The following is a 22,200-nucleotide window of genomic DNA, read 5'->3' as shown; positions in this document are numbered from 1 at the left end:
GTAGGCCATCAGACGCACATCAAGCCGCCGTCGCATGCTCCCGCAGCCACGAATCGACGACCTTGCGCGTGAACGCCTGCCCCTGCGCGTCGAACAGATGGCAATGATCCGGCGCCGAGCCCAGCTTCAGCTTCTCGCCGCGCGCGTGCTTTTCCAGCGGCGGAATGCGCGAGATCAATCCATCGGGCGCGACCTCGGTTTCGGCATAGAGATAAGCTGCATCGCCGAGCGTTTCGACCGTCATCGCCAAAGCGGACAAACCATACTCGCCCGCCTCCGGTGAATTCGGCTGCAGGTGCTCCGGACGCACGCCGACCGTCACCGCGTCGCCCGGTTTCGCATTGCCCGGCAGCACGCCGACGAGCTGCGTCTCGCCCGTCGCGTACTTCACGAGCACGCCGTCGTTCTGCACCGCGGCCACCGTCCCCGACATGAAGTTCATCTTCGGCGAGCCGATGAAACCCGCGACGAAGCGATTCGCCGGCGCGTGATACAGCGTGTTCGGCGTGCCGACCTGCTCGATATTCCCCGCCGACAACACCACGATCTTGTCCGCGAGCGTCATCGCTTCGACCTGATCGTGCGTCACGTAGATCATCGTCGTCTTGAGATCGTCGTGCAGGCGCGCGAATTCGAGGCGCATCTTCACGCGCAGTGCGGCGTCGAGATTGGAAAGCGGTTCGTCGAAGAGAAACACCTTCGGCTTGCGCGTGATCGCACGGCCGATCGCCACGCGCTGACGCTGGCCGCCGGAGAGCTGCTTCGGCTTTCGATCGAGCAGATGGTCGATGTGCAGAACCTTCGCGGCGTTTTTCACGGCGGCATCGATCGCGGGCTTCTTCTCGCCCGCGAGCTTGAGGCCGAACGCCATGTTGTCGTAGAGCGTCATGTGCGGATAGAGTGCGTACGACTGGAACACCATCGCGATGCCGCGCTTCGCGGGCGGCAACTCGTTCACGCGCGCGCTGTCGATCATCAGCTCGCCGCCGCTGATGTCTTCCAGACCGGCGATCATGCGCATCAACGTCGACTTGCCGCAGCCCGACGGGCCCACGAACACGACGAACTCGCCGTCGTCGATATCGAGGTTGATGTTGCGCATCACCTCGGTTTCTTCGTAACGCTTGCTGATGTTGCGCAGTGTCAGGCTAGCCATGATGTGTGTCTCCTATGCTTTCAGCGCGGTGTCGAACCGCGTCGGACGCTATCTGATTTCGAACGTCGCGTTTTGCAGCCATCGATCGACCAAGAGTGGCAGGCGCGTCATGTCATCGAATACGAGCAGCGCGCCCGCTCTCTCCAGCGCGCCGATCTGTCCTTCCGTTGCATGGCCGCCGCCGATGAAGCCGAGCACCGGCATGCCCGCCGCATTCGCCGCCGTGACGCCCGTCACGCTGTCCTCGACGACAAGGCAGCGCAGCGGATCGACGCGCATCGCGCGCGCCGCCGCGAGGTACACGTCCGGCGCGGGCTTCGGGTTCTCGACCATGTCCGCGCAGAAACGCCGCTCGCCGAAGAAGCGCACGAGGCCGGTGCGTTGCAGCACGGCATCGACATACGTCGAAAAGCTGTTGCTCGCGCACGCCTTCGTGAACGGCACGGCCGCGAGCGCTTCGGCGATGCCCTGCACCGCCGGCGCCTGCATCGCCGCTGCTTCGACGGAGCGCCGGATTACGACGACCTGATCGTGCGTCAGCGTACGTCCGACCGTATCGGCGGCGCTCGCGAGCACCGCCTCGATGCGCAGGCCGAGCAGCGGCATCACGACCGGCTCGACATCGACGCCCGGCCACACCGCCTGCAACTCGGCGACGAGCATGCGCGCCGCCACCGCTTCGCTGTCGATGAGCACGCCGTCGCAATCGCAGATCAGCAGACGATCTTCGAGATTGGCCCGTTCCAGTGGAGTGAGATTCACGCTCGCACCCTCACTTCACCGCGCCAAACGTAAGACCGCGCACGAGCTGCTTCTGCGAGACCCAGCCGACGATCAGAATCGGCGCGACCGCGAGCAGCGAAGCCGCCGAGAGCTTCGCCCAGAACAGGCCTTCCGGACTCGAATACGACGCGATGAACACAGTGAGCGGCGCCGCGTTCGAACTCGACAGGTTGATGCTCCAGAACGCCTCGTTCCACGACAGGATGATGAGCAGCAGGCCCGTCGATGCAAGGCCGGGGAGTGCCATCGGCATCAGCAGATAGACGATCTCCTGCCACGTCGTCGCGCCGTCGATGCGCCCTGCTTCGAGAATGTCCTTCGGCACTTCGTTGAAGTACGTGTAGGCCATCCACACGGCGATCGGCAAATTGATCAACGTGTACACGATGATGAGACCCGAAACCGTATCGAGCAGGCCCGTGTTCTTCCACAGCAGGTAGATCGGCACGAGCACGCCGACCGACGGCATCATCTTCGTGGAGAGCATCCACAGCAGCACCGACTGCGTTTTCTTGGTCGGGAAAAAGGCCATCGCGTAGGCGCATGGCACCGCTAGAATCAGGCAGAGCAACGTGACGCCCACTGAAATCAGCACTGAATTCCACGCGAAGCCGAAGTAATTGCTGCGCGCGAACACTTCGCGAAAGCTATCGAGCGTCGGCGTGAAGAACAGCGACGACGAATACGCCTGTTGCTCGGTCTTGAATGCGGTGATCGTCATCCAGAAGATCGGGAAGAACAGCAGGATCGACACGATCCACGCGACGATGCCGGGCACGATGTTCTTGACGTGATCGAGCGCGGAGGCTCGCGGCGGTGCAGAAACCGATTGCGTGCTCATGCTTCGTACTCCCCTTTGAGGTTCTTCGCGAGCATTCTCACGAGGAAGAACGCGACGATGTTGGCGAGAATCACCGCGAGAATGCCGCCCGCCGATGCGAGACCGACGTCGAACTGTTGCAGGCCCAGCGCGTAGATCAGGTACGACAGGTTGGTCGTCGCGGTGCCGGGGCCGCCGCCGGTGGTCGTATAGATTTCCGCGAAGATCGACAGCAGGAAGATGGTTTCCATCATCACGACGACTGCGATCGCGCGTTTCAGATGCGGCAGCGTAATAAAGAAGAACATCGCGAACGGACCCGCGCCATCGATGCGCGCCGCTTCCTTCTGCTCCTGATCGAGCGATTGAATCGCGGTGAAAAGAATCAGGAACGCGAACGGCAGCCATTGCCACGCGACGATCACGATCACCGCGAAGAGCGGATATTCGGCGAACCAGTCGATCGGCTGCATGCCCATCGAGCGCATGAGTCCCGCGATCAGGCCGTACACCGGATGCAGGATCATGTTCTTCCAGATGAGCGCGGAGACCGTCGGCATCACGAAGAACGGCGCGATCACGAGCAGACGTGCGATGCCCTGCCCGATGAACTTGCGATCGAACAGCACGGCGAGCAGCGTGCCGCCGACGACCGTTATCACGAGCACTGAGATGATCAGCGTCAACGTATGGCCGATGGACGGCCCGAACGCCGGATCGGTGACGAGGAACTCGAAGTTATCGAAGCCCGCGAAACCTTTGACATCGGGATTCAGCAGGTTGTAGCGCGAGAACGAAAACCAGATCGTCATCGCGAGCGGAATGGCCATCCACAGGAACAGCAGTCCCGTCGATGGCGAAATCAGCCAGCGCACCGACTTCGCGCGCCGCTTGTCGCGCTCGGCGGCGGACTCCTCCAGATGATGATCGGTGATGGGGGGATTCAGTTGACTCATCGTGACACCTCTCGATGATGATGCTGGCGAGCCGCATCGGCAGACGCGGCCCGCGTACTGACGTTGTGTCTGAAGTTACTTCTGGTAACCGGCCTGCTTGACCGCGCGATCCGCCGCCGCATTGGCTGCCTTCAGCGCGTTGTCGACGCTCGTCTGGCCCGCGACGACGCCCGCGATCGACTGACCGACGACCGTGCCGAACGACTGGAACTCCGGAATGCCGACGAACTGGACGCCGGAGTACGGCACCTTCTTGAGCGTCGCGTCGTTCGGGTCGGCGGTTTCGATCGCCTTCAGCACGAAGTCGCCGAACGGCGCGGCCTGTTTGTACTCGGGGCGCGCGTAGGTCGACTTGCGCGTGCCAGGCGGCACGGACGCCCAGCCTTCATCCTTGCCGACCATCTCGATGTATTCCTTCGATGTCGCCCACGCGGCGAACTTCTTCGCCGCTTCCTGCTGTTTCGACGTCTTCGGGATCGCGAGCGACCACGACCACAGCCAGTGCGAGCCCTTCGGCGTGACGGCGACAGGCGCGGCCGCGAAGCCGATCTTGTCCGACACCTGCGATTGCGCCTTGTTGTAGAGGATGCCGGCGGCCACGGTCGCGTCGATCCACATCGCGCACTTTCCGGACGACATCAGCGTCAGATTCTCGTTGAAGCCGTTCGAGCTCGCTCCCGGCGGGCCATCGTTCTTCAGCAGATCCGCGTAGAAGCCGACCGCCTTCTTCCATTCGGGCGTATCGAGCTGCGCCTGCCACTTCTCGTTGAACCACTCGCCGCCGAACGTGTTCACGACCGTCGTGACGAACGCCATGTTCTCGCCCCAGCCCGCCTTGCCGCGCAAGCAGATGCCGTACTGGCCTTTCGATTTGTCGGTGAGCTTGTCGGCGAACTGCTTGATCTGATCGTAGGTCGGCTGATCCGGCATCTTCAGGCCCGCCGCCTGGAACAGATCCTTGCGGTAATACGTCATCGAGCTTTCGACGTAGAACGGCAGCGCGAACAGCGTGCCGTTGTACGAGAGGCCATCGCGCGCGGTCTTCACGACATCGTCGAGATCGTAGTTGGCGGGCAGGCCTGTCATCGGCGAGAGCCAGCCGCGCTTGCCCCATTGCGGCGCCTCGTACGTGCCGATCGTGATCACGTCGAACTGGCCGCTGTTGGTGGTGATGTCGGTGGTCGCGCGCTGGCGCAACACGTTCTCTTCGAGAATCACCCATTTCAACTGGATGTCCGGATTCGCCTTCTCGAAAGCCGGCGCGAGCTTTTTCAGCTCGATCATGTCCGGGTTGTTCAACGTAGCGATGGTGATGGTCGCGGCATGCGCCGACATCGGCACGAGCGCGGCAGCGGCCAGCGCGGCGGAAAGCGCGGTGGCGGCGCGACGTGTCCGCGGTAGTGCCCGAACGATGCGTTGAGTGCGCTTTTGAGTCGGTTTCATGATGGTTCGTCTCCGTTTTTGTTGGCACGGGCGCGAGCGGTGTCTCTCGTGACATGACCGCGCGTGCCGTGTATGCCGCTGGTTGCCGTGTTTATCCTTGTGCAGCGCCTGCCATCACCGTTGTGGACCTTTTGTCTTTCGCAGCATCGCCGCATTCGACGCGACGCCGTTTCACTATAGACGGTGCTTTCCGCGCTTCAAGCCGCATGCAGCGCGCAAGCGGTGCATCAACTCATCCAGTTGCCGCCGTCGACGTTGATCGTCTGCGCGGTGATGTAGTCCGCATCCGATGACGCCAGAAAGAGCGCCGCGCCCGTCAGATCGGCGGGCGAGCCCATGCGCCCGAGCGGCACTTCCTCGCCGACGAGCCGTTTCTTCTCGCCAAGCGGACGATTCTCGTAGCGCGCAAAGAGCGCATCGACCTCGTTCCACATGGGTGTATCGACGACGCCCGGCGCGATGCCGTTCACGTTGATGCGCTCTTTCGCGAGCGCGAGCGCCGCCGATTGCGTGTAGCTGATCACCGCCGCCTTGGTCGCGCAGTAATGCGACACGAGCGCTTCGCCGCGCCGCCCGGCCTGCGATGACATATTGATGACCTTACCGCCGCGCCCTTGCTCGACCATGCGCTTCGCGACGGCCTGCATCAGAAAGAACATGCCTTTGACGTTGACCGCGAAGAGGCGGTCGTAGACGTCCCAGGATTCGTCGAGGATCGGGCGCATGTCGAAAAGCGCCGCGTTGTTGAAGAGAATGTCGATGCCGCCGAAACGCTCGACGGTGCGCGCAACGATGCGCTCGATGTCGTCGCGGCGCGTGACGTCGGCCTTCAGCGCGAGCACGTGCGCCGAGACGTCGGCGAAGCGCTGCGCCATGTCCTGCTCGTCCTTCACGTCGACGACGACGACCCGCGCACCTTCCTCCAGATAGCGCCGCGCGACAGCCTCGCCGATGCCGCTCGCGGCGCCCGTGATGATGGCGACCTTCTCTTTCAGTCTCACCGATGTCTCCGAGTTTTTGCCTCGCCCTCTCGCAGTGAGCGAACGCTCCGCGAATGAACAATTGCTCGCTGTTTGATCGAATGATCGGCGCTGTGCGTGATCGTGTCAAGGCATCGGCAAAGGTTTCGATGCTGCATCGCGCAATCGTCCGGAACCTCGGGAAAACCCGTCTGGCAAGGCTTCGCAGAGCAAGCGACGTTCCGCGTCGATGAAGAAAGAAGCACCCCGGGGTGTGCATGATGGTGTGATACGTTATATCATCGCCAAATCGTCCTACCTTGCCGAGGCCGCGTCACCGTGGCCGTCATGACATGACCGCATCCGTCGAAACCATGCTGGCCCGCGCCGAAGCCCTCTCCGCCGAACGCGGCGTCGCGCTCACTCCGCTGCGCCGCCAGGTGTACGAACTCGTGCTGAAGGCGCACAAGCCGATCGGCGCCTACGACCTCATCGACGCGATGGAGCCGCAACGCGGCGCGCGCGTGCCGCCGACTACCGTGTATCGCGCGCTGGACTTTCTGGTCGAGAACGGCTTCGTGCATCGCATCGAATCGAAGAACGCGTTCATCGCGTGCTGCGACGCGGGCAAGCCGCACGAGAGCCAGTTCCTCATCTGCGACGAATGCGGCAACACGCTCGAAATCCAGGGCCGCGAGCTTGCTTCGTCGCTGTCCGCGAGCCCGCCCGCGCACGGCTTTCAGGTGCATCACCAGGTCGTCGAGTTGAGCGGGCTGTGCGCCGACTGTCAGAAGAAGCATCGCGATGTCTGAGCACGTGACCCATCACCATAACAAGAGGAACTCGATGAAATTCGCGCACGTCCTGACCTGCTTCGCCATCGCGCTCGGCTTCTGCAATGTGGCTTCGGCGCAATCGTCGCCATCGGTGCAGTCGGCGCGTGTGCCGGTCGTCGCCGCAGAGAATTTTTACGGCGATGTCATCCGTCAGCTCGGCGGCGATCACGTGCAGGTGACGAGCATCCTCAACAATCCGGACCAGGACCCGCATCTCTTCGAAGCAAGCCCGAAGACCGCGCGTTTATTGCAGCACGCGGCGCTCGTCGTCTATAACGGCGCGGACTACGATCCGTGGATGGAGAAGCTGCTCGCGGTATCGCGAAGCAGCGACAAGCGCACGGTGATTGTCGCGGCGCAGCTCGTCGGCAAGAAGGCCGGCGACAATCCGCATCTCTGGTACGACCCGTCGACGATGCCTGCCGTCGCAAAAGCGGTGAGCGCGTATTTGTCGAGCGCGGACCCGTCGCACAAGAGCGATTACGACGCGCGCCTCGCGGCCTTTCTCGACACGCTGAAGCCCATCGACGCGAGCGTCGCGCAGATGAAGGCGCACTACAAAGGCGTGCCGGTCACCGCGACCGAGCCGGTGTTCGGCTACATGGCCGATGCGATCGGCTTCGAGATGCGCAATCAGCGCTTCCAGATGGCGGAGATGAACGAGACCGAGCCGAGCGCCGCCGATATCGCCGCGTTCGAAAAAGACCTGCGCGAGCGTCGCGTGCACGTGCTCATCTACAACAGCCAGGCGACGGGCGCGCTGACGAAGCGGCTGCTCGACGTCGCGAAGGACGCGCATGTGCCGAGCGTCAGCGTGACGGAAACCTTGCCCGCGAAGAAGACATATCAGCAATGGATGCAGTCGCAGCTCGACGCGCTCGCGGGCGCGCTGCAAGGATGGCAACGATGAACGCCGCAACAACGACGCAAGCCGCGCTCGAAGTCGACCGCGTGACGCTCGCGCTCGGCGGCCGCGAGATTCTCAACGACACCAGCTTCACCGTGCGCAACGGCGAGTTCATCGGCGTGCTCGGACCGAACGGCGCGGGCAAGACCACGCTGATGCGCGCGCTGCTCGGGCTCGTGCCACTCAAGAGCGGATCGATCCGCGTGAACGGCGAGGCGGTCGTGCGTGGCAATGCGTCGATCGGCTATATGCCGCAGATCCGCACCGGCCTTGCCAACCGCCGCGTGCTCGGCCGCGATTTCGTCGCGATGGCGGCGGACGGGCATCACTGGGGGCTGCCGCATCGCAATGCGCGCATCCGTGCGGATGTCGAGCGCGTGCTCGAGCTGGTCGGTGCACATCAACTGGCATCGCGTCCGCTGTCGGAACTGTCGGGCGGAGAGCGCCAGCGGCTTCTTCTCGCGCAATGTCTGCTCGGCAATCCGCGGCTGCTGCTGCTCGATGAACCGCTCATCAGTCTCGATCCGCGGCATCAGACGGGCGTCGTCGAACTCGTGCGGCGCGTGCAGCGCGAACTGAACATCACCGTGCTGTTCTCCGCGCACGAGCTCAATCCGTTATTGAATTCGCTCGACCGCGTGCTCTATCTCGGCAGCGGGCGGGCGGCGCTCGGCACCGTCGACGAGGTCATTTCGAAGCCGGTGCTCTCGCGGCTGTACGGCTCGCCCATCGACGTGATGCGCGTGAATGGGCGCATCTTCGTGATGTCGGGCGATGTCGAGATCGACAAGCTCGATCATGCGCACGAAGAAGGCGACGAACACGAGCACGAGCATGACCACGGTCATGAGCACGATCACGGTCACAGTCACAGTCACGCCAAGTAGAAAGCGCAATGTTCGAATACGACTTCATGGTGAACGCCTTCGCGGCGTCGGGGATCGTCGCGGTGCTGGCGGGGATCGTCGGATACTTTCTCGTGCTGCGCGGGCAGACGTTCGCGGGGCACGCGTTATCGCACGTCGGCTTCACGGGCGCGACAGGCGCGGTGCTGCTCGGCATGCCGCCGCTCTGGGGCATGGTCGGCTTCACGCTCGCGGCGGGTGTCGGCATGGGCGCGCTCGGCGAGCGTCTGTCGGGCCGCGATGTCGCGATCGGCGTGATTCTTTCGCTTTCGCTCGGGTTTGGGTTGCTCTTTCTGCATTTCTTCACCGCGTATGCGACGCAGGCCACGGCGCTTTTATTTGGCAACGTGCTTGGCGTGAGCCATGAAACGCTGGTCGTGCTGGCGGGGCTTGCCGTCGTGAGCCTCGGGGCGTTGGCGTTCATCATGCGGCCGCTGTTGTTTGCGTCGTTGCAGCCGGAGCTTGCGGAAGCAAAGGGTGTGTCGCTGCGGCTCGTATCGGTGCTGTTTCTCGCGATCACTGCGCTCGCGGTTGCGGCTTGTACGCAGATCGTTGGGGTGTTGCTGGTTTTTGCGTTGATGGTCGGACCGGCGGCGGCGGCGCAGAACGTGACGACACGTTTATCGTCGGGGTTGATGCTTGCGGCGATGTTCGCGCTCGGGCAAGCCTGGGTCGGGCTCACACTCGCCTATTACACCGACTGGCCGACGAGTTTCTGGATCACCATGCTTGCGGCGCTTGTGTATGGCGCGAGTTTGCTCGGGCGGCGGGGGCATTGAGGGGTTTTTTGTTTTGTTTTCGCCGGATCCCGTTTTGGTGTTGGTTTATTAGCTTCGCCCCTATGCGGGGCGGCAGTCACTTTCTTTGCTCGGGACCAGAGTAAGCGCTAAAGCGCCAACTCTGGTCGACGCAAAGAAAGTAACCAAAGAAACAGCTATCCCCAGCCTGAGCACTTCACACCGGCCGCGGCACAGGCGATTGGCTGAATGGAACCCGGAGTAGCGAGTGTTCTCGAAGGTCTAACGCGGCGTGGATCGCGCACGGTCTGCCGCCCGATAACGTTAAGCATGCTGGTTCAGCAGAAATAGCTCCGGCACAGCGCTGCGCGCTGCCGAAGGGCATGCAAGGGAAACCAACAGTTCACGACTGCGGTGAGATGGACGCATTAGCGCAGAAGCGCACGCAAACCCGATTGACCCGTCGGCCGCGAAGCGGGCCGGAGCTATAAGGTGCTGAACCAGTCAGTAATGCGGTGCGATGTGTCAGACCGTGCGCGATCCAAGCCCGGCGAGTTTTGTGAGAAAACTCGCTACTCTGGGTGCCATTCAGCCAATCGCCTGTGCCGCGGCCGGCGTGAAGTGCTTAGGATGGGGAGAGCTGCTTTCTTTGCCTACTTTCTTTGCAGCAGCAAAGAAAGTAGGTGCCGCCCCGCACAGGGGCAACGCTAATAAACCACCGCGAAATCAGGATTCCACGCCAAAGAAAGCAACAACAAAAACCAAAAAATCACCCACACAAAACCCGCGCATGATGCGCGACATGCTCCCCGACGAACGTCGAAATAAAGAAGTACCCGTGGTCATAACCTTCATGCCGCCGCACGGTCACCTTATGCCCCGCAGCTAGCGCATTGCGCTCGAACACCTCGGGATAAAGCTGCTCCGCGAGAAACTGATCAGCCAGTCCCTGATCGATGAGAATACCGCCTTCGAACCGCGCCGCCGCATCGCTCTTAATCAACTCACTGGCATCGTATTGCGCCCAAGCCGCGCGATCATCGCCAAGATAGCCCGTGAAAGCCTTCACGCCCCAAGGACACAACGAAGGCGCCGCAATCGGCGCAAACGCCGACACACTGCGATAAAGACCCGGATTGCGCAAGGCAAGAACGAGCGCACCATGCCCGCCCATCGAATGCCCGAAGATACCGATGCGATCCTCCCGCACCGGCAACTCCGCAAGCACCACGTCCCGCAACTCCTGCGTCACATACGAATACATCCGATAACGCTGCGCCCAAGGCTCGCGCGTCGCATCGACATAGAACCCCGCACCGACGCCGAAATCCCACGCATCTTTCTCGCCGGGAATATCCGCGCCGCGCGGGCTCGTGTCCGGCGCGATCAGTGCGATGCCATGCTCGGCGGCGTAACGCTGCGCGCCCGCCTTGATCGGAAACGTCTCTTCGGTGCACGTGAGACCGGCGAGATAAAACAGCGCCGGCACCTTTCCCGACGCCGCCCGCGCAGGCAGAAAAACGGAGAACCGCATCGGCAGGCCGATCGTCCGCGAATCGTGACGATAGACGCGCTGCACGCCATCGAAGCAACGATGTTCTTCCACGAGTTCCAGCATCGATTTCTCCTCGCTCAATAAATGACGACCGAGCGGATCGACTCGCCCTTTTTCATCAGGTCGAAGCCGTCGTTGATCTGCTCCAGCTTCAGATGGTGCGTAATCAGATCATCGATGTTGATCTTGCCTTCCATGTACCAGTCGACGATCTTCGGCACGTCCGTGCGGCCGCGCGCGCCGCCGAACGCCGAGCCCTTCCACTCGCGGCCGGTGACGAGCTGAAACGGACGCGTGCTGATTTCCTGACCCGCCGCCGCCACGCCGATGATGAACGACTGACCCCAGCCCTTGTGCGTGCATTCCAGCGCCTGACGCATGAGCGTGGTGTTGCCGACACACTCGAACGAGTAATCCGCGCCGCCATCGGTCAACTGCACGATATGGTCGACGACGTTCTCGACTTCCTTCGGGTTGATGAAGTGCGTCATGCCGAACTTCTTCGCCAGTTCCACACGCCCCGGATTGATATCGACACCGATGATCTTGTCCGCGCCGACCATCTTCGCGCCCTGAATCACGTTCAGGCCGATGCCGCCGAGACCGAACACGACGACATTCGCGCCCGCCTCGACCTTCGCCGAATACACGACAGCGCCGACGCCCGTCGTCACGCCGCAGCCGATGTAGCAGATCTTGTCGAACGGCGCGTCTTCACGCACTTTCGCCACCGCGATCTCAGGCACGACGATGTAGTTCGAAAACGTCGACGTCCCCATGTAATGGAACAACGGCTTGCCATCGAGGGAGAAGCGCGATGTCGCATCGGGCATCAGGCCCTTGCCCTGCGTCGAACGAATCGCCTGACAGAGATTCGTCTTGCGCGACAGGCAGAACTTGCACTGCCGGCATTCCGGCGTGTAGAGCGGAATGACGTGATCGCCCTTCCTCAACGTGCCGACGCCCGGCCCCACGTCCACGATCACGCCCGCGCCTTCATGCCCGAGAATCGCAGGGAAAATGCCTTCCGGATCGGCGCCGGAAAGCGTGTAGTAATCGGTGTGGCAGATGCCCGTCGCTTTCACTTCGATCAGCACTTCACCCGCGCGCGGACCTTCGAGATCGACTTCCTCGATCGTCAACGGCTTGCCGGCTTCCCATGCGATTGCTGCTTTCGTCTTCATCGTTGAACTCCCAGGTTATGAATGTGTTGAATGTCTTCAGCGCACGACGTTCAGGACTTCGTAACATGCGCCCATCGTGTGATAGTCGGTCTTGCCAGCCGGGCTTTTCTCGTCGCTGTACTGGCGGTTGTCGCGCGTGAGTATGCGATACCAGGCGCCCCACTTGTGATCGACGAAATGCTTCCAGCTATAGGTCCACAGACGGTCGTAGTCGTTCCAGTAGCGTGCGGCCTGCGCGGCATCGCCGTCGCGTTGCACACGATCCGCGAGCAAGGCCGCCGCTGCAAACGATTCCGCCTGAACCCAGAAGTATTTGTCCTCGTCGTAGAACTTGCCGTCGGGATCGAAACCGTACACCATGCCGCCGTGCTCGTGATCCCATGAAAGCGCCAGCGCGCGGTCGAACAGTTCGCGCGCCCGCACGGCATGCCACTCATTTGGCCGATGACGATCGAGGATCAGCAGCAGCTTCGCCCATTCCGTCTGATGTCCCGGCTGAAAGCCCCACGGCCTGAAGATGTTGCTGCGATCGCCCTTGTTGTAGTCCCAGTCGATCGACCAGTCTGGCCTGTAATGCTCCCACACGAGCCCGCCCGCAAGCGACGCCTGACGGTTCACCATGTTATCGGCGAGCAAGGCCGCGCGATCGAGATAACGCGCTTCGCCCGTCGCTTCGAACGCGGCGAGCAGCGCCTCGCAAGTGTGCATGTTCGCGTTCTGGCCGCGATAGTCCGACACCCGCCAGTCCGCGCTTGCTTCGTCCTTGTAGAGGCCGTGCTGCGCGTCCCAGAAGCGCGTCTCCATCACGTTCCAGGTTTCGTCGAGATACGCGCGCGCTTCGTCGAAACCGGCTTCGACCGCCTTCGCATACGCGAGCATGACGAAAGCGAGGCCGTAGCAATGATTCGTCGCATCGGTGACGTCGCGGCCGTTCAGCGTCCACGCATAGCCGCCCGTGTGCGGATTGCGATGGAACTCGCGCAGGTATTCGACGCCATGCGCCACGCCACCGCGATATTCATCGAGCCCGAAATGCTTGTACGCCATCGCGTAGTTGAAGACGAAGCGCGTGCTCGACACCAGATGACGCGACGCGCGGTCGTAGACCGTGCCGTCGTTCTTGTAGTAGTGGTAGAAGCCGCCCGCCGGGTCCATGCAGTGCGGGTGATAGAAGGTCATCGTGCGCAATGCGTGATCGAGCAGAAACTCACGCGAACGGAAATCGGGTGGCGAAGCGTCCGGATGCGACGGTGAGGATGTGGGCATGGCAGATGTCGATGTTGTCGTGATGAAGCAAACATCATGGCCCGCTCATATGAAGCCGCGCTTCATGAGCGGGAATGGCGACGCGATACGGCAGAGCGCCCAAGTTTAAGCGGACTTGCGCTTCGGCGTGAACCAGTCTTCGGCACGCTTGTACAGATCGATGAACCGCGCGAACCGTTCATCGAGCGATGCATCCGCGCGCGGCGTCGCGGCGAGCGTGGCGCCAGGCGCGAGCGCTGCGAGATCATCCACGCGCCAGTGGCCCGCCGCGATGCCGCCGAGGATCGCCGCGCCGCGCGTCGCGGCGTTCGGGCAATCGACGGCATGCAGCTCGACGCGCAGGGCATCGGCGAGCAACTGCCGCCAGCGCGGATCGACCGAGCCGCCGCCCGCGAGCAGCATCGAATCGAGTGGTGTGCCGTTGTGGCGGATCGCATCGAGTCCCGCACCCAATGCGAATGCCACGCCTTCGAACGCGGCGCGCATCATCGTGCCGCCCGTGTCGTCGAGGCCGAGACCGAGCCAGCCGCCGCGCGCGTCCGGGTTCATCCACGGGGAGCGTTCGCCGCTCAGGTACGGCAGGAAGCTCACGGATGCGCTCGCGTTCGCGGCGAACGCGTCGTCGTAGGCTTCGGGCCACGACGCATAGCCGAGCCAGCCGCGCACCGCTTCCAGCGCGACGCCGACGTTCTGCATCGCCGCCATGCGATACCACGCGCCAGTCGCCGCGCGATAGGTATGCAGGCCGTGAACGGGCATTGGCGCTTCGTCGCACATCACGACGATCTGGCCGCCGGTGCCGGTGGTGAGCAGCGCATCGCCGTCGGATGACAGGCCGCTGCCGAGCGCGGCGCACGGTGTATCGCCCGCGCCGACGGCCAGCGGAATGCCGCCGCGCAAGCCGAGTTCCGACGCTGCTTCGTCCGACAACGCGCCGCCGCTTTCATGCGATGCCGCGAGCGGCGCGAACCACGCGCGCGGCAAGCCGAGCCGCTCGATGAGCGCATCGTCCCATGCGCCGGAGGGCATCGCGAGCGCGGTGGCGCAGGCATCGGATGCATCGGTGACGAAGCCGCCGGAAGCGGCGGCGCCGAGCTTCGCGCGCAGCCAGTCTTTCGGCTGCAAGGCCCAGCGCGTTTCGGCGGCGACCTGCGGTTCGTTCTGCACGAGCCAGCGCAACAACGGCCCCGCCATGCCGGGCGCAACCGGATTCGGTTGCGGCAGACTCCAGGCGTCGAGTAGATCGCGGGCGCGCGTGTCGGGCCAGAGCATCGCGGCGCGCAACGCTCGGCCATCGGCTGCGGCCGGTACGACGCCGTGCATCTGCCCGGAAAAGCCGATCGCGCGCACCGCGTCGCGCTCGTTCGCGGGCAGGCGCGCGGCGGCATTGACGAGCGCCGAATACCACGCATCGACGGTGGTTTCTGCCCAGCCGGGACGCGCGCTCGTCACCGCGTACGACGCGCTCGCGAACGCGGTTTCGCGCCCGTCTTCGTCGATGATGGCGAGTTTCAGAGAGCCCGTACCGAGATCGATGCCTAAAAAACGCATGGAATGTCGAGACTGAAAAGACGTTAGGGAAAACGCGTAAATCGCGGGTATACCCCGCCATCGCGCGATGAAGGCGAAAAACGGACTATACGCGCGGCGTGATGAACATCATAACGAGCACCCGAAGATGGCGGCCTTCCGTCACGCGACGAAATTCCTTGCACATGCGTCAAACCCCTTGCGGCAAAGGCTCGCGCTGGTTTGCGCCACCGGTGGCGCGCAAAACCCATATCGCCCCGCGAACGCGACGTATAGCGCCCTGCGGTCTTGTTTGTGCTTTTTGATGCACTTAACTTGGAGGCCATTCAAATGGATTGGCAAACAAGGAGAGAGACATGGCGTTGGGTTCGACAGATTCAAGGGTGCATCCCGTCGACGAACGGTTGCCGACCGGCCAGTTATTGACGCTCGGCATCCAGCACGTTCTCGTGATGTACGCGGGCGCGGTCGCTGTGCCGCTGATTCTCGGCGCCGCGATGAACCTGCCGAAAGATCAGGTCGCGTTCCTCATCAGCGCGGACCTGTTTTCGTGCGGCATCGCCACCCTGATCCAGACGCTCGGGCTGTGGATCTTCGGCATCCGCCTGCCTGTCATCATGGGCTGCACGTTCGCCGCCGTCGGCCCGATGGTCGCGATCGGCACGAATCCCTCGCTCGGCATTCTCGACGTGTTCGGGGCGACGATCGCGGCGGGCGTGATCGGCATCGTGCTCGCGCCGATGATCGGCAAGCTGCTGCGCTTCTTTCCGCCGGTCGTGGTCGGCACGGTGATCGCGGTGATCGGGCTCTCGCTGATGGGCGTGGGCATCAACTGGGCGGCGGGCGGCATCGGCAATCCCGATTACGGCAATCCGGTGTTTCTGCTGCTGTCGCTCGTCGTGCTGTCGCTGATTTTGCTCATCAACAAGTTCGCGCGCGGCTTCATCGCGAATATTTCGGTGCTGCTCGGGATCGTCGTGGGTTTCGGCATCGCCGCGATGCTCGGCCGCGTGAACATGGATGGCGTCGCGCACGCGCCGTGGGTCGGCATCGTGCTGCCGTTTCACTTCGGCCTGCCGCATTTCGATGCGCTTTCCGTCGCGACGATGGTCATCGTCATGTTCGTGACGTTCATCGAATCGACGGGCATGTTTCTCGCGGTCGGCGATCTGGTCGAGCGTCCCGTCGATCAGAAATCGCTCGTGCGCGGTCTGCGTGTCGATGGGCTCGGCACGCTGATCGGCGGCATCTTCAACTCGTTTCCGCATACGTCGTTTTCGCAGAATGTCGGTCTGATCGGCGTGACGGGCGTGAAAAGCCGCTTCGTCTGCGCGACGGGCGGCGTGATTCTCGTCGTGCTCGGCCTCTTCCCGAAGATGGCGCAGGTCGTCGCTTCGGTGCCGCCGTTCGTGCTCGGCGGTGCGGGCATCGTGATGTTCGGCATGGTCGCGGCGAACGGCATCAAGACGCTGTCGCGCGTGGACTTTTCGAAGAACCAGCACAACCTGTTCATCGTCGCGGTGAGCGTGGGGATGGGGATGGTGCCGGTCGTCGCGCCGAAGTTCTTCACGCAACTGCCGCACGCGCTCGAACCGATTCTGCATAGCGGGATCTTGCTGGCTTCGGTGACGGCGGTGGTGCTGAACATCGTGTTCAACGGCGTGCGCAAGGAACGTGAGGCGCGACGCGATGCGATCGAGGCCGCGCACGAGTTCGAAGGCGCGGCTCATGCGGGCGACGCGCACTAAGGAGTTGGTCGCTGGAAAGTGCTTGCTGGCTGTTTGCGTTATGCGCCGCGGTGGGAGCCGCGGCGTTTTTTTTGAATAATGCTCGCCTGAAGGAAGCGGGTTTCTGTCACAGACAGTGCGATCGCTGGCTCGGAAGTTAGCTTTTTGCTAAACTGAGTTCGCCTCGCTAAGCTTCAAGGCGTCGTCCCACACTTGGCAATCAGAGCCTCTGTTGTCGTGACGCCAGCGGGGCATTTTCTTTTCAGCTCCCAAAGCAACAATCCGCGCTTCTTCCATACTTCTTCGATTCCCGCGAAATCCTTCGCGTAGATGCTCGCGATGACGTTGCATGCTTTGCGCCCGAGTTGCTTTCCCGGATGCAACGCAACGATCACCGGTAACGACACGGGACGGACCTCGAACGTAACGACCACTGCCCCGCCTGCGGTTTCCGATCGATAAATCGCCTTCGGCCGGGCAATCGTGTCGTACAGACGCTCCAGCACCGGTCGAGTGATGCCATGATCGAAATGCACCTTGTCGATCACCTTTCCTGTAATCACGAGCGGCAGTTGGCTGATGGCTAACCCCGGCAATGCGAGCAGCACTGGCGGGGTTTTCCCGACAACGATGATGCGGCTGTGCTCCGCAATTCCCGCCATATTGGCCTGCATGACCAGGCCGAGCAACTCTCGGTAGTTGGGGTCTTCCATCGGCATAACGAAAAACGCCTCGGAAGTGGTTGTTCCACCTCCGAGGTGTTGTTCGATCTCACGAGTTCGTAGCCACAGCATCCACCGCCCGCGGCTGATCCCCCGTCCGCTCGATCCATCCGCCACCCAGCGCCTGATACAAGGTCACGAGATTCGACAGCCGCTGCGTGCGAGCCGTAATCAGCGTCTGCTGCACCGAATACAGATCCTGCTGCGCCGTCAACACGCCGAGATAACTATCGACGCCCTGCCGGTATCGCAGCGTCGACAGATCCAGCCGCCGCTGCTGCGCCGCCGTGTCGCGCTCGAGCGCGGCGATCTCCTGGTCGTAGGTGCCGCGCGCGGCGAGCCCATCGGCCACGTCACGGAACGCCGACTGAATGGCCTTCTCGTACTGCGCGACCTCGATCCTCTTCTGGATGTGCGCGAGATCGAGATTCGCGAGGTTCTGCCCGCCCTCGAAGATCGGCAACGTGATGGTCGGCGCAAAACCCCACGCCGCGGAGCCCGCCTTGAACAGCCCGCCCAGCGTCGGGCTCAGCGTGCCGAAGTTGCCCGTCAGCGAGATGCTCGGGAAGAACGCAGCGCGCGCCGCGCCGATGTTCGCGTTGGCGGCCAGCAGATTCTGCTCCGCCTCCATGATGTCCGGACGGCGCAACAGCAGATCCGAGGGCAGGCCTGCCGGAATGTCCGTGAGCAGGTTCTGACCGCCGAGCGGCAGGCCGCCCGGCAGATCTGCCGGCATCGGCTCGCCCAGCAGCAGCACGAGCGCATTCACCGCCTGCGCGCGCGCACGCTCCTGCGACTGCAGATTCGCCGCCGCGCTTTCCATCACCGTCTGTGCCTGGCTCAGGTCCAGGTCGGACGCCGTGCCGTTGTCGAACTGGAGCTTCACGATGCCGTACGAATCGCTGGCGCTTTTGAGCGTCTGCCGCGTGACGGCGAGCAGGTCATCGGCTTGCAGCACTTGCAGATACTGCGTCGCCACCTGCGACACCAGCGAGATCTCCGCTGCCTTGCGCGCATACGCGGTCGCGAAGTACTTCGCCAGCGCCTGATCCTTCAGGCTCTGCACGCGGCCGAACAGGTCGATTTCCCACGACGCGTTCAGCCCGACCGAATACTGGTTCGAGATCGTCTGGTTGAAGAACGACATATCCCGCGGCGTGCGCTGCTTGTTCTGCCCGGCTTGCGCCGCGAGCGTCGGGAACAGCTCCGAGCGCACGATGCGGTATTGCGCCTGGGCGGCCTGCACGTTGAGCATGGCAACGCGAAGATCGCGGTTGTTCTTCAGCGCGATGTCGATGACCTGCTGCAGCCGCGCATCGACGAAGAAATCGCGCCAGCCGATATCGGCCGCCGCCACGCCGCCGGCGCTGCGCGCGCCCGCAGCGCCCGGCTGCGTCGCGTACACACCGTCCGTCGGAAAATTTGCCGTCACGGGCGCGGCAGGGCGCTCGTACTTCGGCGCCATCGTGCAGCCGCTCGCCAGTACGGCCGCCATTGCGATCAGGGTAAGTCTACGCATGTCAATGTCCTTCCTTGCCTTGTTGCGCGCGCCGTTGCTCCTCGTACCGCGCGAGCGCCGTCGCAGCGTCTTCCTTGTCGCCGCCGAAGTGCGCGCGCACGACGACGAAGAACATCGGCACCATGAAGATCGCGAGGAAGGTCGCGGTCACCATGCCGCCGATCACGCCGGTGCCGATTGCATGCTGGCTCGCCGAGCCCGCGCCGTTGCTGATCGCGAGCGGCATCGTGCCGAGAATGAACGCGAGCGAGGTCATCAGGATCGGGCGCAGGCGCAGGCGCGCCGCTTCCATCGCCGCCTCGATCGGCCCCATCTTTTGCGATATCTGGAGGTCGCGCGCGAACTCGACGATCAGAATCGCGTTCTTCGCGGACAGGCCAACCGTCGTCAGCAGGCCGACCTGGAAGAACACGTCGTTCTCCAGACCGCGTAACGACACCGCGAGCAGCGCGCCGAGCACGCCGAGCGGCACGACCATGATCACGGAGAACGGAATCGACCAGCTCTCATACAGCGCCGCGAGACACAGGAACACGACGAGAATCGAGATGCCGTAGAGAATCGGCGCCTGCGAGCCGGACTGGATCTGCTGATACGACAGCCCTGTCCATTCGTAGCCGATACCCTGCGGCAGCTTCGCCGCAAGCGCTTCCATCGCGGTCATCGCTTGGCCGGTCGATTTGCCCGGCGCCGCGACACCCTGGATTTCGATCGCCGAAAGACCGTTGTAGCGCTCAAGCTTCGGCGAACCGTAGCTCCATTCGCCGGTCGCGAACGACGAGAACGGCACCATCGATCCCGATGTATTGCGCACGTACCAGTTGTTGATGTTTTCCGGCGACATGCGGAATGGTGCGTCGCTCTGCATGTACACCTTCTTGATCCGGCTGTCCGTATCGAGGAAGTTGTTCACGTATTTCGACGCCCAAGCGATCGAGAACGTCTGGTCGATCGTCGACGGGTCCACACCCTGCGCCTGCGCTTTCTCCCGGTCGATGTTCACCTTGAACTGCGCGGTGTCGTTCAGGCCGTTCGGACGCACCTGTGCAAGCGACGGGTCCTTCGCGGCCATGCCGAGCAGCATCGCGCGCGCTTCCATGAGCTTCTCGTGACCCAGGCCCGCACGGTCCTGAAGTTCGAAGTCGAAGCCCGCGGCGGTGCCCAGTTCGGGAATGGAAGGCGGGTTGACCGGAAACACGAGCGCGTTCTTGTAGCCCGCGAAGTGACCGTAGGTGCGGCCCACCAGTGCTCCCACCTTCTCGTCCGCCTTCGAGCGCTTGTCGAAGTCCTTCATCCGCACGAACACGAGGCCCGAGTTCTGGCCGCGTCCCGCGAAGCTATAGCCGTTCACCGTGAAGACGGAATCGACGACGGTGCTTTCCTTCTTCAGCAGGTAATCCGACACATCGTCCAGCGCGCGCTGCGTCATTTCCTGCGTGGAGCCGGCGGGTGTCGACACGAGCACGAACATCGTGCCCTGATCCTCGTCAGGCAGGAACGCCTTCGGCAAGCGGTTGAACAGCATGCCGACGCCGACGATGATCACCAGATAGACGATCAGGAAGCGTCCCGAACGTCTGAGCACATGCGCGACGCCGCTGTGATACTTCTCCTGGCTCTTCGCGAAAGTGCGGTTGAACCAGCCGAAGAAGCCCGTCTTCTTTTCCTCGTGGCCCTTCGGCAGCGGCTTGAGCAAGGTCGCGCAGAGCGCCGGTGTCAGGACCATCGCGGTGAAGACCGACAGGCCCATCGCGGAGACGATGGTGAGCGAGAACTGCCGGTAGATCGCGCCGACCGAGCCGCCCGTGAACGCGACCGGCACGAACACCGCCGCGAGCACGAGCGCAACGCCGATGAGCGCGCCGGTGATCTGCCCCATCGCCTTTCGAGTCGCCTCTTTCGGTGACAGGCCCTCCTCGGTCATCACCCGCTCGACGTTCTCCACGACCACGATCGCGTCGTCCACGAGCAGGCCGATTGCGAGCACAAGGCCGAACATCGACAGCGTGTTGATCGAGAAGCCAACCGCCCCCATGATCGCGAACGTGCCGAGCAGCACGACCGGCACGGCGATGGTCGGAATCAGCGTCGCCCGCAGGTTCTGCAGGAACAGATACATCACGAGGAACACGAGCACGATCGCTTCGAACAGCGTCACCGCCACGTCGGAGATGGACTGCTTGACGAAGGGCGTCGTGTCGTACGGATACTTCACGACGAGACCGTGCGGGAAGTACTTCGAGAGCTCATTGATCTTCGCGCGCACCGCATTGGACGTCGCGAGCGCGTTCGCGCCGGTCGCGAGCTGGATGCCGAAGCCGGCGGCAGGCTTGCCGTTGTACTGCGTCTCGAAGTTGAAGTTCTCGCCGGCGAGATCGACGCGCGCCACATCCTTGATGCGCACCCGCGAGCCGTCCTGGTTCACCTTCAGCAGCACGTTGCCGAACTGCTCCGGCGTGCGCAGCAGGGTCGCCTCGGTGATGGTCGCCTGCATCGACTGGCCCGGTACCGCGGGCGTGCCGCCCAACTGGCCGGCCGCAACCTGCACGTTCTGCTGTTGCAGCGCGTTCTGCACGTCGATCGGCGTGAGGCTGAACTTGTTGAGCTTGTTCGGATCGAGCCAGACGCGCATCGCGTATTGCGAGCCGAACAGCGTCACCGTGCCGACGCCGTTGAGGCGGCTGATCGGGTCCTGGACGTTCGAGGCCACGTAGTTGGCGAGGTCGTCGCGGCTCATGCTGCCGTCTTCGGACACGAACGCCAGCACGAGCAGGAAGCTGCTGCTCGACTTGGCCACGGTGATGCCCAGTTGCTGCACCACCTGCGGCAGGTTCGGCGTCGCCAGCTGCAGCTTGTTCTGCACCTGCACCTGCGCGATATCCGCGTTGGTGCCGGCCGCGAACGTCAGCGTGACGGTCGCGGTGCCGGTGTCATCGGACGTGGAGGACAGGTACAGCAAGTGGTCGAGACCGCTCATCTGCTGCTCGATCACCTGCGTGACGGTGTTTTCCACCGTTTGCGCCGAAGCGCCCGGATAGACGGCGGTGATCTGGATCGCAGGCGGCGCGATGGTCGGATACTGCGCGACCGGCAGCGACGTCACCGACGCCAGGCCCGCCAGCATCATGATGATGGCGATCACCCACGCGAAAATGGGGCGATCGATAAAAAATTTGGCCATGAGGCGTACTCCCC

18 protein-coding genes are annotated in these 22,200 nt (G+C 63.1%); 5 read left to right on the top strand and 13 right to left on the bottom strand.

Annotated features, from left to right (window positions below; translation table 11 throughout):
• Positions 1–19: 19 nt before the first annotated feature.
• The 6 genes from AWB74_RS21610 to AWB74_RS21585 all read right to left on the bottom strand — a co-directional run bounded on the left by AWB74_RS21610 (position 20) and on the right by AWB74_RS21585 (position 6,159).
• A complete protein-coding gene (locus tag AWB74_RS21610) occupies positions 20–1,156 on the bottom strand; it encodes an ABC transporter ATP-binding protein (protein WP_061148767.1) in 1,137 nt (378 codons plus the stop codon).
• A 48-nt stretch (positions 1,157–1,204) separates the two neighbouring features.
• Entirely contained in the window at positions 1,205–1,918 is a 714-nt protein-coding gene (locus tag AWB74_RS21605) for an HAD family hydrolase (protein WP_087039133.1), read from the bottom strand.
• A 10-nt stretch (positions 1,919–1,928) separates the two neighbouring features.
• Complete coding sequence (locus AWB74_RS21600; RefSeq protein ID WP_061148766.1) at positions 1,929–2,780, bottom strand: carbohydrate ABC transporter permease; 852 nt, start codon at positions 2,778–2,780, stop codon at positions 1,929–1,931.
• Positions 2,777–3,715 (bottom strand): carbohydrate ABC transporter permease, encoded by a 939-nt coding sequence (locus AWB74_RS21595; protein ID WP_061148765.1) that lies wholly within the window; start codon positions 3,713–3,715, stop codon positions 2,777–2,779. The genes AWB74_RS21600 and AWB74_RS21595 overlap by 4 nt, the downstream gene beginning before the upstream one ends.
• 75 nt (positions 3,716–3,790) lie before the next feature.
• Entirely contained in the window at positions 3,791–5,050 is a 1,260-nt protein-coding gene (locus AWB74_RS21590; RefSeq protein WP_235024649.1) for an ABC transporter substrate-binding protein, read from the bottom strand.
• 335 nt (positions 5,051–5,385) lie between these two features.
• Positions 5,386–6,159: an L-iditol 2-dehydrogenase gene (locus AWB74_RS21585; protein WP_061148764.1), complete on the bottom strand. Its 774-nt coding sequence runs from the start codon at positions 6,157–6,159 to the stop codon at positions 5,386–5,388.
• A 311-nt stretch (positions 6,160–6,470) separates the two neighbouring features.
• Between AWB74_RS21585 and AWB74_RS21580 the strand changes: the two genes are divergently transcribed.
• From AWB74_RS21580 to AWB74_RS21565, 4 genes are read left to right on the top strand one after another with little or no spacing between them, the layout of a single operon-like run.
• Positions 6,471–6,929, top strand: a complete 459-nt coding sequence (locus AWB74_RS21580) for a Fur family transcriptional regulator (protein WP_061148763.1) — start codon at positions 6,471–6,473, stop codon at positions 6,927–6,929.
• Positions 6,930–6,963: 34 nt separating this feature from the next.
• The gene (locus AWB74_RS21575) at positions 6,964–7,863 is read left to right on the top strand and encodes a metal ABC transporter solute-binding protein (RefSeq protein ID WP_096032027.1); all 900 of its coding nucleotides are present in this window, start codon (positions 6,964–6,966) and stop codon (positions 7,861–7,863) included.
• The gene (locus tag AWB74_RS21570; RefSeq protein ID WP_061148783.1) at positions 7,860–8,747 is read left to right on the top strand and encodes a metal ABC transporter ATP-binding protein; all 888 of its coding nucleotides are present in this window, start codon (positions 7,860–7,862) and stop codon (positions 8,745–8,747) included. The genes AWB74_RS21575 and AWB74_RS21570 overlap by 4 nt, the downstream gene beginning before the upstream one ends.
• Before the next feature lie 8 nt (positions 8,748–8,755).
• Complete coding sequence (locus AWB74_RS21565; RefSeq protein ID WP_061148762.1) at positions 8,756–9,544, top strand: metal ABC transporter permease; 789 nt, start codon at positions 8,756–8,758, stop codon at positions 9,542–9,544.
• A 727-nt stretch (positions 9,545–10,271) separates the two neighbouring features.
• Here AWB74_RS21565 and fghA read toward each other — a convergent pair.
• From fghA to AWB74_RS21545, 4 genes are all read right to left on the bottom strand, one after another.
• The gene (fghA, locus tag AWB74_RS21560) at positions 10,272–11,120 is read right to left on the bottom strand and encodes an S-formylglutathione hydrolase (RefSeq protein ID WP_061148761.1); all 849 of its coding nucleotides are present in this window, start codon (positions 11,118–11,120) and stop codon (positions 10,272–10,274) included.
• Positions 11,121–11,134: 14 nt separating this feature from the next.
• Positions 11,135–12,241 carry an S-(hydroxymethyl)glutathione dehydrogenase/class III alcohol dehydrogenase gene (locus AWB74_RS21555; RefSeq protein WP_061148760.1) on the bottom strand — a complete coding sequence of 369 codons (1,107 nt, stop codon included), beginning with the start codon at positions 12,239–12,241 and terminating at the stop codon, positions 11,135–11,137.
• Positions 12,242–12,277: 36 nt separating this feature from the next.
• Complete coding sequence (locus AWB74_RS21550) at positions 12,278–13,507, bottom strand: AGE family epimerase/isomerase (RefSeq protein WP_061148759.1); 1,230 nt, start codon at positions 13,505–13,507, stop codon at positions 12,278–12,280.
• Between the two features lie 105 nt (positions 13,508–13,612).
• Positions 13,613–15,058: a xylulokinase gene (locus AWB74_RS21545; RefSeq protein WP_061148758.1), complete on the bottom strand. Its 1,446-nt coding sequence runs from the start codon at positions 15,056–15,058 to the stop codon at positions 13,613–13,615.
• A 335-nt stretch (positions 15,059–15,393) separates the two neighbouring features.
• On the opposite strand from AWB74_RS21545, the gene AWB74_RS21540 reads away from it, so the two are divergent.
• Positions 15,394–16,785: a nucleobase:cation symporter-2 family protein gene (locus AWB74_RS21540; RefSeq protein ID WP_061148757.1), complete on the top strand. Its 1,392-nt coding sequence runs from the start codon at positions 15,394–15,396 to the stop codon at positions 16,783–16,785.
• A 173-nt stretch (positions 16,786–16,958) separates the two neighbouring features.
• On the opposite strand, the gene AWB74_RS21535 is transcribed toward AWB74_RS21540, so the two are convergent.
• From AWB74_RS21535 to AWB74_RS21525, 3 genes are read right to left on the bottom strand one after another with little or no spacing between them, the layout of a single operon-like run.
• Positions 16,959–17,477 carry a MuF-C-terminal domain-containing protein gene (locus AWB74_RS21535; protein ID WP_143749294.1) on the bottom strand — a complete coding sequence of 173 codons (519 nt, stop codon included), beginning with the start codon at positions 17,475–17,477 and terminating at the stop codon, positions 16,959–16,961.
• 58 nt (positions 17,478–17,535) lie between these two features.
• The gene (locus tag AWB74_RS21530) at positions 17,536–19,005 is read right to left on the bottom strand and encodes an efflux transporter outer membrane subunit (protein WP_061148755.1); all 1,470 of its coding nucleotides are present in this window, start codon (positions 19,003–19,005) and stop codon (positions 17,536–17,538) included.
• Position 19,006: 1 nt separating this feature from the next.
• A complete protein-coding gene (locus AWB74_RS21525; RefSeq protein WP_061148754.1) occupies positions 19,007–22,186 on the bottom strand; it encodes an efflux RND transporter permease subunit in 3,180 nt (1,059 codons plus the stop codon).
• Between the last annotated feature and the right edge of the window lie 14 nt (positions 22,187–22,200).

Source organism: Caballeronia arvi, assembly GCF_001544695.2.
GTDB lineage: Bacteria > Pseudomonadota > Gammaproteobacteria > Burkholderiales > Burkholderiaceae > Caballeronia > Caballeronia arvi.
Note: the sequence above shows the minus strand (reverse complement) of the source record. Positions and strands in the feature narration are given on the sequence as shown.